Source organism: Rhodococcus sp. KB6 (assembly GCF_001445685.1).
Taxonomy (GTDB): Bacteria; Actinomycetota; Actinomycetes; order Mycobacteriales; family Mycobacteriaceae; genus Rhodococcus_F; species Rhodococcus_F qingshengii.
On the sequence record NZ_LNAK01000134.1, the window covers coordinates 214,725 to 227,840 of the forward strand.

The window sequence follows — 13,116 nt, forward strand, 5'->3', positions numbered from 1 at the left end:
ACTCTGCCTGCCCGAGGGCACTCACACATCGACCCCGGGTACGGCAGACGCAGTCCCCAGGTACCTCCTCAACCGGTACCGGGGGACTACGGAACCCTGGCCTGAACCCTTGACTTGGGTCAGAGTCCGCCGTTGAAGAACGCCGCCAGCGCGGGTGCCGGGTCTGCCGCGGTGCCCATATTTGCTACGCCGACAACGATCAATCCCAGCGTGAACAGTGCAGCGAGAAGACCGATCGACCCCGACACGAATCTCGTCCGTCGCTCGGATCGCGCCGTTCTCGCGAAGCGTGCCCACACGACCACAGTCACGATCAGTGATATTGCTGCCGCGATCAGCGCGACCACCGCCATGGCCAAGTGATACCGCGCGAAGTCGCTGATCATCAGTTCGAGGACAGGGCTTTGCTGGTTTCCGGTGCCCGTCGACTGAGCGAGCTGTTGGCGGACCTGCCCGACAGTGTCGCCAGGTGCCCCATCCGCCTGGGCCACGGGCAACATCGAGATCAGCGAAGAGAAGGGTGCAACGACACCTTGGATATTTGCCATCACGAGTACCGAGGAAAACATCGCGAGGAGCGTGACCAGCCCTCCCGCCGAGACGAATGCGAGTTTCTTTCCAGCCGTCAGAGGGCCGGCGTTCACGAACGACGCCTTGAGCATCCGGCCGAGTGCGAGCAGAACCGTCAGCAGGATTACCGCGATCACGGCCTTGGCCACGTGGTACCGCAGCCAGTAGTCGACAGCGGACTCCAAGCTCGGCGAGAAGGCTTGGACACCGGAACTCCAGTATTCGACGAACGCGGCGCGGACCGTCTCGACGAGTTCTCCCTGGTCTGCGTACCCATCACCCGGCCTACTCGTCAGCATGCCCGGGGCGAGAACGAAGGCAGCGGAGAAACCGGCGACCAACGCGATCAACGCGGCGATCTTGCGACCGGAGGACTGCGTCGAGCGCGACGGCCCCGCAGTGTTGTGCCGTGAAGAATTGTGCAGTGGGATTCCTCCAGCGTGATGAGCGATCATCTGGTCACCGTCCACAAAGTCATGTCACCGAGTGTAGAAATCGGTACACCGGACTTCATCGTTCGAGAGGATGATATTTCCGGCGACGGCGTCCGCCCGCCCTCGCCGCTGCCGTCGACATCCCCCCTCAGCACTCGACGACATTGACGGCGAGCCCGCCTTCACTGGTTTCCTTGTAACGCACGGACATGTCGTTTCCGGTTTGGCGCATGGTTTCGATGACGGTATCGAGGCTCACCACATGCGTCCCGTCACCGAGGTATGCGAGCTGAGCTGCGGTGACTGCAGTCGAGGCGGCTACGGCATTTCGTTCGATGCAGGGGATTTGGACCAGGCCACCAACCGGATCGCAGGTCAGCCCCAGATGGTGTTCCATGGCAATCTCAGCGGCATTCTCGATTTGTCGTGGTGATCCGCCCATGACAGCGCACAAGCCGGCTGCCGCCATCGCGCAGGCAGCTCCGACCTCACCCTGGCACCCCGCCTCCGCACCCGAGATCGAGGCATTCGCCTTGATGATCGATCCGATTGCGGCTGCGGTGAGGAGAAAGGTTCGAACGTCGTGAACACCGGCGCCCGCCGCACGTATGTGGTGGTATAGCACTGTCGGCACGATGCCTGCGGCACCGTTCGTCGGAGCCGTTACCACGCGGCCACCTGCTGCATTTTCTTCGTTGACCGCCATGGCGTAGACGGTCAGCCACTCGCGTGAGGAGGGTGCGCAGTTACGTTGTTCCAGTTGAATGTTCGCAGACCGTGCTCTTCGGCGAACTCCGAGACGCCCGGGCAATACACCTTCGGTCTGGGTGCCGCGTTCGATGCAGTCGCGCATCGCGGACCAGATCGCGTCGATGCCGGTGAATGCCCGATCCTGGCCGTGTATCGCGATTTCGTCCGACAGTGCCAGTTCGGCGATAGTTCCGGAGCCGCATTCCGCCAGTAGCTCTTTCGCGGTTCGATAGCGTGAGTTGATCGAATGCGCGCTTGCTTGCGTCTCCGTTCCGGCACGCAGTACGAATCCGCCACCGATCGACAGATATATACTCGTACAGACGATTTCGCGACCGCTGAAGGCGGTCAGTGTCATCGAGTTGGGGTGCCCGTGACGGCGAACGAGCGGCTCGAACACCATGTCCTCGTGAGTGAACACAACGTGCCCGAGTGAGCCGCCGACGAGCTTCACCGATCCGCCGTCCGAGAGCTCGGCCCAATGCCCGTGAACGTCGTTCGGCTCGCACGTTTCAGGATCCAACCCACGAAGTCCCGCGATCACCGCGTCGGGAGTGCAGTGCCCTATTCCGGTGGCGGCGAGAGAGCCGTGCAGATTGCAGCGAATTCGGTCGACCGACGCGGTCACGCCGGCGTCGGAGAGCTCGCCGACAAAAGTGCGGGCGGCTCGCATCGGACCGACCGTGTGTGAACTGGAGGGCCCGATCCCGATGGAGAAGAATTCGAGCGCGGAAACATAGACGCCGGTGGTGCTCATTCGGCGCTCGTGACGGTAGTCGCTCCTGACTCGCGCTGGGCCGCAATCGTCAGGAGGTTGGAGCGCGAGTCCCCGGTGGCGGCTCGGATCACAGTGCGTGCCATTGCAATTGCTCCGTGCAGAACAGCTTCGTCGCCCGCTGCGGAGCGGGCATCAGCGGCAAACTCGATCGTGTGAGGAACTCCGGTAACGCCGCGTAACGCGATCATCGGGTGGATCGAGGGAACCACCTTCGACACGTTGCCCATGTCTGTCGAGCCGCCGGTCAGGGGAGTTCGGGCGGCCGCGGTGCGGCCCAGGCTCGCGATCTCCTCGTCCCAGATCGTCGCCAGCACGCGATGTTGAACAAGCTCCTCGTAGCGCGGTTCGGCGCGTTCGGTCGACCAGGAGCAGTCGCTGGCCACAGCTGCGCCCTCGAAGCAGGAGAGCATACGACGCTTGGCGTCCAACAGCACGTCGAGTTCTGCGGCCCGAACTTCCGCTCGCACCAACGCCGAGGCCGGAATGATGTTTGTTGCTTCGCCGCCGTGCTCGACATAGGCGTTGAGCCTGACGTCGGACGGAAGTTGTTGACGGAGAAGTCCGATGGCGACCAAGGCGATCGTGGCGGCGTCGCCTGCGTTGATGCCCTTGTGTGGCGCAGCGGCCGCGTGTGCGGCTCTTCCGGTGTAGGTCACGTCGAACCGGTCGACTGCCTGCGTTCCGGTGACGGTGCAGCTGACGTCTTCACCTGCAGCGCCGTGGACCATGATCGACATCGCCGCCCCCTCCCATGCGCCACGTTCGAGCAGCAAGACTTTCCCGCCGCCATGTTCTTCGGCCGGCGTACCGAGAAGGACGACGGCCAGGCCGTGTTCCTCCGCGACCTCTCCGAGCGCGACCGCTGCTCCCAGTCCGGCAGCGGCGATGACATTGTGTCCACACGCATGACCGATGTCGGGAAGGGCGTCGTACTCGGCGCAGACGACGACGCGGAAAGGGCCGGAGCCCCGCACCGCTTCGAATGCCGTCTCGAGGCCGTAGGCGGCGCGAGTAACCCTGAAGCCGGCTTCCTGCGCGGCGTCCGCCAAGAGGGCCGACGCATGATGCTCTTCGAATGCCAACTCTGGGTGAGCATGGATGGTGTGGCTGACGTCGATGAGGCGTGATGCCCACTTCTCGATCGTGCTCGAAACCGAGTCTGTGCGGGTGCGGGTGTCAGCGATGGACATGGGTATTGGTTCCTTTCAACATCTTTGGTTCTCAGCGTTTTCGGGTGCAGTTCTAGTGCCAGAGGCCCAGCGCGAACTCCGCGACGACCACGGAAAGTAGGTAAGAGGCGAGGATCGCGACGATTCCGACGGGCACGATCTTCCAGCCGATCGTCTTGAGCAAGGGAAGGTCCTTGCCGAGGCTGAGACCTGCGACAGTCAAGGTGAGGGTGCAGATCGAGAGAAAGTCGACAGTCCCGACGGTGCTCGAGACGAAATCACCGATGGGGGACCACGGTGTTGTCGCCAAGGCGCCGATGGTGATGATTGCGATCATCGCCGCGATCTTGCCGCGGGTCAGGCGGGCCACGCCGACGCCCAGGAGCAACAATCCGGTGAGGATCAAGTAACCGACGATGATCGATCGAGATACGCCACCCGCTGCGATCGAGGAGACGATGACCCCACCGACGAACAGAATCGGAACGATCGTGGTCAGCGGCACGGTGACGCTCGGCGCAACCGCTCGTGGGGCAGTGTCGGCTTTCCGTTCGCTGGTCGTCTTCGAGCGCTTGGTGAGTGCGCCGTAGATTCGATCAGCAAGGGGGAGTGCGACATACATGCCGACATACACGCCGAGGAGGCCGGTGATGATGTTGGATGTGGCCGCCACGGCGAGTACCTGGTCGGCCATCTCGGGGTGCGCCGAAACGACGCTGGCGGCAGCGGCAGCCATCATCGAGCCGGATCCGACGCCGGCACCCATCGCCAACGCGAGGGGGTCGAAGATGTTGAAGGATGTAGCCAGTGACGCAATCAGGCTGATCAGCACGGCACCGAACAGAGTGCCGAAGACGTACATCGACAGGACTCCACGGTACTGGTCGGAATCGGGGCCGTAGCGTTCGCTGACCATCGCGAAGGAACCCTCGCGGTCGATGGAGAAGGTTGCTCCGACGGTGGCCGGCCCCATCCGAAGGAGTACCGCCAGCGGGAGTGCGAGAGCGATAGTGCCGAACAAGTGCCCCAATTCCTGCAGTAGCAGTGCGGGGCCCGCCTCGAACAACAATTGGGTGTTCGGGCCGATGGTGAAAGACAACCTTGCACAAAGCAAGAGAACAGCCAGGCCCATGATTGCCGAGGCCGCAGCCTGAAGGTCGAGGCCGAGTGGTTTCCACTTCTGGCTCGAGACGACACCGCCGGCAATCAGTCCCCACACCATGGGCAGGATCGTGATGGCGGCAGCGCCGACGGGAATCACTGCGGGGCCGATCAGTTGCGCGCCTGCCGCAAGCCCGAGGAGCAGAATCACCACGATCCACAGGCGTGGCGACCGCATGGCAAAAACGACTTTTTGCGTCGCGGTTTGATCGCTGACTGGGGAATCGTCATGCGAGACAGGGAATGCTTCGGTCATGTCGGTGTCTTTCTCGAGGGGGCGAACGAACGCAAGAAGTAAGGGTTCTCGAGGCTCAGGATTTGGTGGACTATTGATGTGATGAAGTTAGGATCGACGCGTTTCGATCCTGTTTCGGTGCAGCATTCTTTTGAAAGTGAGGTCCTCGGTGCAGGATCAGATGCTCAAGGACGACGATCTTCGGCTGTTGAACGCACTGCAGATCAGGCCGCGAGCGTCGTGGTCCGAGCTTTCACGCGCGATCGGTTCCGACCCGGTCACCCTGACCAGGCGTTGGGAGCGTCTGCACTCGCAAGGAATAGCGTGGATCGCTGCGTACCGTGGTGGACCCATCGTGTCGGCGACCGCACTTCTCGAGATCGAATGCGCACCGGCACAGACCATGAGCGTTGCCGAACAGATCGCGCACGATCCCGAAGTTCTCACAGTCGATCTCACAACCGGCAATCGGGATCTGCTCGTCACGCTCACCTGCACTGACCTCGATCAATTGTCCAGGTACGTGTTGGAGCGAACACAATCCCTGCCGATGATCACCGCGATGCGAACTCAGATCGTGTCCTCGGCGAACTCCGACGCGAGGAACTGGCGTCTACGTGCTCTCGATGCGGAAGAAATTGCCGCGCTCGAGTCGGCCCCGGCGGGAAAGATTCGTGGTGTACGCGCCGGCGAAGAGGAACAGTCGCAGCTGTTCGACATTCTTTCTCGCGAACCACGTGTCACCGTCTCGGCACTCGCTGCGGCCCTCGGAGTCACGCCGGCTCGCGCTGGGGCGCTCCTTTCTCACGAGCTGTCGACGGGGCGACTGGTCGTCCGCACGGAGATTGCTCGGCCCTACTCCGGCTGGCCGGTCTACGCCTGGTACTTCTTACGTCTCGACGGGCGAAAGGAGGCAATTGCTCAGCGCCTTTCGCACCTGCGTGAGGCGAGGCTTGTTGCTTCTACGATCGGCAGCTACGACATCGCATTGGCGGTGTGGCTGCGCTCGATCGACGACGTGCAGCGTCTGGAAGGTTATCTCGCCGAGCAGTTTCCGGGCGTATCCGTGGTGGACCGGTCGATCGTCCTGCGTACGCCGCATCACCTGCATCGGACGATCGATGTGTCGGGTCGAAGCATGCCGAAGCACGGGTGATCCGCAACTCGTTCGCTCGGGTCGGGTGCTCTCCGACTAGTTGGGGATCGCCACGTCGACGATCAAGCCGAAGTGATCGGAACCTTCGATGTCGATCCGCTCGAGTGACTTCGCCTGTCCGCCCCGCAGAAGTACATGGTCGATGCCGACGATCGCGGGAAATTTCTTGTCCGCCGGATAGGTGCGCACGATGCCTACTCCCAATTGGTCTGCGGCATCGGAGTAGCCGACATCGAGGAGGTCACGGAATTGCTTGTGCGTGAATGTGGTGTTGAAGTCGCCACTGACGATGACGGTTTCCTCGGCGGCAGCAGCGTCGAGCGCGTTTCGCAAAGTGCTCAGCTCGGCAGTCCACACGTCGGGCGGGGTCACGTACGCCGGTCCGGGGTGAACCGCCAGAAGGGTGAACGGAGTCGAGAAGCCCACTTCGGCAACAAGATTGGTCGGTCCGAATCCGTTCAATTCCCGAGTGTCCGTCAGCGGATAACGGCTGTAAATACCGGCGCCACCCCCGCCGGCCTCGTCCGGTACCAAGTAGTGATGCGGCAGCAGTTGCTCGAGTCCTTGATCTCTGAGAGAGCCTTCGAGTGATGTGGTCAGTTCCTGAACCGTCAGGACGTCGACTGCCTTCTCGCGCACCGTCGCAGTCAAACTGGCGGGATCTGCCTGCCCGAAGAGAAGGTTTGCTTGCATTACGCGCAGAGTCGGCCCGTCGATTTCGGAACTGTTTGCCACATACAGTGGACTGATCACCGACGCGCCCACCGCAATCAGTACCACCGAGATCGCCAGCAGGATCCAGCGGCGAAAGACCAGGCATATCAGGGACGCTGCGAGTGTGACCGCAAGCAGTATCGGGACGAAGGAGGCCACGGCGATCAACGGGTTGATCGGCTTGGTGGAGTACAACGCGATCAGCGAGACAACGCCGACGGCGATACCGCCCACGCCGGCGACCTGAGCGATACGGCGTGCCGGAACATTGTCCGTCGTGAATCCCATACCAAACGGTACCCAATGCAGCCACGGCTCCCGACTGCCTGGCGTTTGTCAGTCGCCGGTTCGGGTGCGGAATGCGTTCACGGCGGCTTCGACGGTCGGGTAGAAGTGCGTCGAATCGAATCGATCCCCGACTCCGAATCGGATGAGTCGATCCTTGATCGGACCTTTCATCTCTGCGAATGCCAACCGAATTCCTTTGCCTTCGAGGAATGTATCCAGATCGACGAGTTCGTCGACTGCCGTTGTGTCGAGTCCGGTGATCGGTTCGGCGGCTATAACCACCCAGTCGACCGGATCTGGCGCCTTGGCGACGACGGAGCGAACGTACTCGTCGAAGATCTCGCCGTTCGCGAAAAACAGTGGCGCGTCAAACCTCACCAACACCAGGCCGGGGATGCGATGCCCATCTGGATGGCGTTCGATGTCGTGGAATCCGGTGGGTTCGCCCGTCTCGACGAGTTCGGTTCGATGTGGCTGCCATACCTGCGCGATGACCGCTGCGAAGGACAGTCCGATCGCAACAAGGATGCCTTGTAGCACACCGACCAGGGCGACGCCCAGAAACGCCGCGACGGCGAGGCCGAATTCCACGGTGCTCATGCGCCACATGCGGACCATGCCGCCCACGTCGATCAGTGCACACGCGGCGACGATGACGACGGCGGCCAGTGTTGCATCGGGCAGATATGCCGTGAGTCCGGGAGCGACGAGGACGAACACCAGGACCGCGAGCGCCCCGACGACGCCGGCCAATTGTGTGTGCGCCCCACTCTGTTCGGCTACCGGAGTTCGTGACCCGCTCGCCGAGATCGGAAACCCGCCGAACAGCCCGCCGGCCACGTTCGCGACACCGATCGCCTTCATTTCGGTACTGCCGTTCACGTCCTCGCCGTGGCGGGCGGCGAAGGTGCGCGAGAGAACGCCGGTGTCGGCGAAGGCAATCAATGCGATACCGGCGGCGGGCCCGATCAGATGGCCGACGTCCTGCCAGGTGACTCCACCGACGGAAGGGAGGGGGAGTCCTTCCGGCAGTGCGCCGACCATGCCGATGTCATCGGTGAGACCGGCGGCAGCGGACAAGACTATGGCCGCGACAACGGCCACCAGAACGCCGGGAACAACAGGTACCCAGAGCCGGAAGGCGACTATGACGACTAGCGAACCGACACCGATGGCGGCAGCGAGGGGGTCGACGTCGCCACCCACCAGGGCCTTTGAGATTCCGCCGATTTCACCGAGTAGACCGGACGCGTCGACGGAGAATCCGAGCAGCTTGGGAATCTGACCAACTACGACGACGAGTGCAATGGCGTTGAGGTAGCCGAGGCGGATCGGTTTCGAGAGGAGTTCGGTCACGAAGCCGAGACGAAGGAATCCGCCGATCACGAGGATGAGTCCGACAAGAATGGCGAGAACACCGGCTAGTGCAAGCGCATTCTCCGAATCGCCGACCACTGCCAGCGGTATGACCGCGGCGGCAATCAGCGGCGCCAGTGACGAATCAGGTCCGAGTACAAGGATTTTCGAGGGCCCGACTACCGCGTAGGCGAGCAAAGGCACGATGGTGGCGTACAGCCCGGCGTACGCAGGCAACCCGGCGGCCTCGGCGTAGCCCATGCCTGCCGGGATGAGCAGGGCAGTCAAGACGAGTCCGGCAGTGACGTCTGTTCGCAACCACTCGCGGCGATACCCACGGGCAGTCGCGACGCCCGGTAGCCGACCTAGACTCTCCGCCCACATCATCGTTTGATTGTCCTCCCTCAGTGGAGCGAACGGGCGCGCTCGGGGGCAACCGCGGTGGTCGCAGGGAGGGGCGCAGGTGCCTGTGCGAGGCGGCGGCGTCGAATTGCCTTGTCCAACTCGACGACAACCGGGATGATCAGCGACCAACCCAGGCAGGCGAGCCACTGGGCGCCGGTCAGTGAGGTTGTCATGAGGAGGTCCTGGAGGACGCCCGCCTCGACGGCGAATACGGTCACGACCGTGGGGATCGTCAAGATCTTGATGGCACCGAGAACCGGTGGAACCACGCCGGACTCGGGATCACGCCGCATAGTCAGCCCCGCGAGAATCGAACCGAGAGAGAGCACTACGAATGCTGTGGTCATGGGAACATTCGCCTCGGAAGTACTCATTTCACCGGGTGCGAGAAGCATCGCCGCGAGTGTCACGGCAAATTGCAGGACACCGTACGCGAGCCACTGAGCGACTGCGCTTCGATGTGCGATCGGCATCTTGGGATCGCGCGGAGGCTTGTTCATCAGATCGGGTGGCGGCGGGTCGAGCATGATCACGGCGACGGGGAACAGTGTGATGAAGAAGTGCTGGAACAGCACCATCAGTGGCGTCAGTGCCACACCCTCGTTGATGTTGAAGATGCTCGCAGCGAGGAAGAGGAGAACCAAGGAGAAGAGTTTCGACATCTGGTAGCGGATGTACGAGACGATTTTTCCGTAGATGTTGCGGCCCAAAGTAATCGCGGTGATGAGGGTGCCGAAGTTGTCGTCGGTGAGCACCATCTTGCCCGCCTGTTTGGTCACCTCACTGCCCGAGCCCATGGCGACGCCGATGTCTGCCTTCTTCAACGCGGCGGCGTCGTTGACCGCGTCTCCGGTCATCGCGACGACGGCGCCACCGCTCTGCATGACATCGACCAAGCGAAGTTTGTCCTGCGGAGTGACGCGGCCGAACACGTGCAGGTTCGGCAACGCGGTCGACAGTTCTTCATCGGTCATCGCTTGCAACTCGCCGCCGCCCACCGAGCCCGGGCCGAGTCCGAGTTCGGCACCGATCGCTGCGGCGGTGATGGCATGGTCGCCGGTGATCATGCGGACCTCGATGCCGGCCCGGTGTGCGGTTCGCACCGAATCGACCGCCTCCGGACGCAGCGGGTCGATGATGCCTGCCATACCGACAAACGTCAGGTCCTCGACAAAGGACATGGGGTCGGCCACGACAGCGTCTTCCCGTCCGTCGAGGCGTCTGACCGCGAATGCCAGCACCCGAAGACCCTTTTCGGACATGGACTGATTTGCTGCCGTGAGTTCGTCTCGGACTTCCTCGATCGGGACCTGCCGACGGCCGGGGAGAATGGCCGAAGAACACCGAGCGAGGACGACATCGGGTCCGCCTTTGACCAATCCGACGAACTGACTTACGCCGTCGACTTCGAGGTGGTGGTACGTGGCCATGAACTTGTACGCGGAATCGAACGGAACCGTCGCCACCCGCGGGTAGGTCCGTCTGGTGAGTGGGGCGTCGGCACCGATCTTTGCCGCGAGCACCACGAGCGCGGCCTCGGTCGGGTCGCCGACAACTTCCCCGGAATCGGAAACCGTTGCATCGCTGTCGAGACACAGTCCGTATGCGAGAAGGGTGAAGTCGGGTGGTGCCTCGCCGGCAACCTGCGTGATCCTTCCCGCTTTGGCGTAGCCTTCGCCGTCGACCGTGTACCAACGGCCGTGGACGTACAGCGATCGGACGGTCATCTGGTTCATGGTCAGCGTGCCGGTCTTGTCCGAGTTGATTGCACTGGTCGCGCCGAGTGTTTCGACGTCGGTCAGGTTCTTCACGACGGCCTTGGCGTCGGCCAGTTGACGGGCACCGTAGGCCAGCATCGCCTGGACGAATGTTGGCAGGCCGGTCGGAATCGCGGACACTCCCATTGCGATACCAAGGAGCAGAAGCGTAGTCAGGTCCTGCCCACGAAGGAGCCCGATGACGACGATGACGATCACTGCCGTCCACGCGATGATTCCGAGAAGTTTGGTGAGAGAGTCCAATTCACGTTGAAGTGGCGACTTGCCAGGGGCGACCGCCGACAACATCGACGCGATCTGGCCTATCTGCGTCTGCATCCCGGTCTCGGTGACCACCATGGTCGCCGTGCCGCGGGTGACCGAGGTGTTCTGGAAGACCAGATTGCTGCGGTCTCCGAGCGGAATATCCGCGTTGTTCAGCGTATTCGGGTCCTTCGGTATCGGCGCGCTTTCCCCGGTCAATGCGGCTTCCTGCGTCTCCAGGGTGGTGGTGGCGAGCAACCGTCCGTCGGCAGCGATGATGTCTCCTGCCTCGACTTGGACGATGTCACCCGGCACCAGTTCGGTAGCGTCGAGTTGTATCAGGTTCCCGTCACGAATGACCCGTGCTTGGGGCGTCTGCATCTTGGCGAGGGCGTCGACGCTGGCCCGTGCCTTCAACTCCTGTCGAGTTCCGAGGACGATGTTGAGCACGACGAGCACCGCCACCACGATTGCTGTCGGCACTTCACCGATGGCGATGCTGACCGCGGCCACGGCGACGAGCATCAAGTTCATCGGATCTTTCAGCTGCAACAGCGCGATCGACCACGTCGACGGCGGTGGCGTCGAGGTGATTTCGTTCGACCCGTAGCGTCGTCGCCGTTGGTCGGCCTCATCCGACTGCAGTCCGCGCTCCGGGTCCGACTGCAGTACGGACACGACTGATTCGCCACTCTGCGCATGCCACGGCGTGGGGCTCATGACCGCACATCCTTTCCTTGGCGATCGTCAATACCGGGTCGGAATCCAGTGCAGCGGTTGTTTGGGCGTCTGGTAGCCGTGAGCCTTCTGCCGTTTCGGCAGGGTGATGTCCGTGGATTGCACGGGCTCGTAGGGGATCTGACTCAGAATGTGGCTGATGATGTTGAGTCGTCCGCGTTTCTTGTCATTGTTGTTTGCGACATACCATGGCGCCCAGCCGGTGTCGGTGAAGCGAAACATCTCGTCGCGGGCACGCGAGTAGTCGTACCAATGACTGAACGACTTCAGATCGAGATTCGACAGCTTCCAGATCTTTCGAGGGTCGTCGATCCGGCTCTGCAGACGTAAGAGCTGCTGTTCTTCGCTGACCTCGAGCCAGTACTTGAGCAGAATGACTCCCGATTCGACGATCGCGCGTTCGACGGTCGGAATGAGCTGGAGAAATTGATGTGCTTGTTCTTCGGTGCAAAAGCCCATTACTCGTTCTACACCGGCACGGTTGTACCAACTTCGGTCGAAGATGACGATCTCACCGGCAGCCGGAAGATGCGGGACGTAGCGCTGGACATACATCTGCGAATGCTCTCGCTCGGTCGGGGCGGGTAACGCAACGACCCGGAACACTCGCGGACTCACTCGCTCGGTGATGGCTTTGATGACACCGCCCTTCCCCGCGGTATCTCGACCTTCGAATACGATGCAGACCTTGGCTCCAGACGATTTGACCCACTCCTGCAAAGCCACGAGTTCGCCGTGCAACGGCTTGAGTTTGCGGCGGTACACCTTGTTCTTCATCGGCTTTTCTGCCACGGGCGGCGCGTCGTCGGTAAGGGTCGACGGGGTGTCGTCGTGAAGAATCCGAGCGTTCTTTCCCACTTCCACTCCCTGGCATCATGAGCGCAACGCGAGCGCGCGGGGAACCGTCCGCCCTTATGTGTATGCCCCATATTCGGTGAACCTATTCTCTTCGCAATCGAGACCCGAATCGTGTTGTTTTCGAACCCTTTCCGAGTCTTGACGTGCTCGGCTGGACGGACGACCATTAATGGATGACTGGCGACGAAGAGTTGCTCCACGTCGAGCGGGTGATCACTCGCCTGATTTCCCGCTATCCCGCCGTTCCTCCACCGGAGATCGAAAACAGAGTGCGAACAATTCACCAGCGTTTTGCGGGATGTCGGATCCGCGACTTCGTGCCTCTTCTGGTCGAAAAAGCGGCCAGACAAGAGATCTCGGATCGGAGAATCGTGATTCCGATAATGGATGAGCGGTCGGCGAGTCTGAACTCTCTCGAGCTGTAGCCGGAACGGGGATCGTCGGCGCATACTGAAATGACCTTGGACCAGGGAGTTCTGGCCG

General features: G+C 62.0%; 10 protein-coding genes. 2 read left to right on the plus strand and 8 right to left on the minus strand.

The window, feature by feature from the left end; all coding sequences use genetic code 11:
* Positions 1 to 119: 119 nt before the first annotated feature.
* From ASU23_RS20955 to ASU23_RS20970, 4 genes are all read right to left on the minus strand, one after another.
* Positions 120 to 1,025: a hypothetical protein gene (locus ASU23_RS20955; protein ID WP_253741421.1), complete on the minus strand. Its 906-nt coding sequence runs from the start codon at positions 1,023 to 1,025 to the stop codon at positions 120 to 122.
* A 127-nt stretch (positions 1,026 to 1,152) separates the two neighbouring features.
* Positions 1,153 to 2,511 (minus strand): L-serine ammonia-lyase, encoded by a 1,359-nt coding sequence (locus ASU23_RS20960; RefSeq protein ID WP_058038638.1) that lies wholly within the window; start codon positions 2,509 to 2,511, stop codon positions 1,153 to 1,155.
* Positions 2,508 to 3,722, minus strand: a complete 1,215-nt coding sequence (locus tag ASU23_RS20965; protein ID WP_058038639.1) for an amidohydrolase — start codon at positions 3,720 to 3,722, stop codon at positions 2,508 to 2,510. Before ASU23_RS20965 ends, ASU23_RS20960 begins: the two co-directional genes overlap by 4 nt.
* Before the next feature lie 52 nt (positions 3,723 to 3,774).
* A complete protein-coding gene (locus ASU23_RS20970) occupies positions 3,775 to 5,040 on the minus strand; it encodes a DUF3100 domain-containing protein (protein WP_253741423.1) in 1,266 nt (421 codons plus the stop codon).
* Positions 5,041 to 5,254: 214 nt separating this feature from the next.
* Here ASU23_RS20970 and ASU23_RS20975 point away from each other — a divergent pair, with 214 nt between their 5' ends.
* Complete coding sequence (locus ASU23_RS20975) at positions 5,255 to 6,253, plus strand: Lrp/AsnC family transcriptional regulator (protein WP_228402203.1); 999 nt, start codon at positions 5,255 to 5,257, stop codon at positions 6,251 to 6,253.
* A 36-nt stretch (positions 6,254 to 6,289) separates the two neighbouring features.
* Here the strand turns inward: ASU23_RS20975 and ASU23_RS20980 are convergent, their stop codons facing one another.
* From ASU23_RS20980 to ppk2, 4 genes are read right to left on the minus strand one after another with little or no spacing between them, the layout of a single operon-like run.
* Complete coding sequence (locus tag ASU23_RS20980) at positions 6,290 to 7,255, minus strand: endonuclease/exonuclease/phosphatase family protein (protein ID WP_054187746.1); 966 nt, start codon at positions 7,253 to 7,255, stop codon at positions 6,290 to 6,292.
* 48 nt (positions 7,256 to 7,303) lie between these two features.
* Entirely contained in the window at positions 7,304 to 8,998 is a 1,695-nt protein-coding gene (locus ASU23_RS20985) for a SulP family inorganic anion transporter (protein ID WP_058038641.1), read from the minus strand.
* A gap of 17 nt (positions 8,999 to 9,015) precedes the next feature.
* Positions 9,016 to 11,757 (minus strand): cation-translocating P-type ATPase, encoded by a 2,742-nt coding sequence (locus ASU23_RS20990; protein WP_058038642.1) that lies wholly within the window; start codon positions 11,755 to 11,757, stop codon positions 9,016 to 9,018.
* A gap of 27 nt (positions 11,758 to 11,784) precedes the next feature.
* Positions 11,785 to 12,615: a polyphosphate kinase 2 gene (gene ppk2 / locus ASU23_RS20995; RefSeq protein ID WP_228402274.1), complete on the minus strand. Its 831-nt coding sequence runs from the start codon at positions 12,613 to 12,615 to the stop codon at positions 11,785 to 11,787.
* 191 nt (positions 12,616 to 12,806) lie between these two features.
* On the opposite strand from ppk2, the gene ASU23_RS34935 reads away from it, so the two are divergent.
* The gene (locus tag ASU23_RS34935; RefSeq protein ID WP_007734945.1) at positions 12,807 to 13,058 is read left to right on the plus strand and encodes a three-helix bundle dimerization domain-containing protein; all 252 of its coding nucleotides are present in this window, start codon (positions 12,807 to 12,809) and stop codon (positions 13,056 to 13,058) included.
* The last annotated feature ends 58 nt before the right edge of the window (positions 13,059 to 13,116 follow it).

Bases quoted from the DNA above. Each gene is read 5' to 3' on its own strand.
- ASU23_RS20990 (WP_058038642.1), bottom strand. From the start codon at position 11,757: ATGAGCCCCACGCCGTGGCATGCGCAGAGTGGCGAATCAGTCGTGTCC.
- ASU23_RS20970 (WP_253741423.1), bottom strand. From the start codon at position 5,040: ATGCGGTCGCCACGCCTGTGGATCGTGGTGATTCTGCTCCTCGGGCTT.
- ASU23_RS20960 (WP_058038638.1), bottom strand. From the start codon at position 2,511: ATGAGCACCACCGGCGTCTATGTTTCCGCGCTCGAATTCTTCTCCATC.
- ASU23_RS20955 (WP_253741421.1), bottom strand. From the start codon at position 1,025: ATGATCGCTCATCACGCTGGAGGAATCCCACTGCACAATTCTTCACGG.
- ASU23_RS20965 (WP_058038639.1), bottom strand. From the start codon at position 3,722: ATGTCCATCGCTGACACCCGCACCCGCACAGACTCGGTTTCGAGCACG.
- ASU23_RS34935 (WP_007734945.1), top strand. From the start codon at position 12,807: ATGACTGGCGACGAAGAGTTGCTCCACGTCGAGCGGGTGATCACTCGC.
- ASU23_RS20980 (WP_054187746.1), bottom strand. From the start codon at position 7,255: ATGGGATTCACGACGGACAATGTTCCGGCACGCCGTATCGCTCAGGTC.
- ASU23_RS20985 (WP_058038641.1), bottom strand. From the start codon at position 8,998: ATGATGTGGGCGGAGAGTCTAGGTCGGCTACCGGGCGTCGCGACTGCC.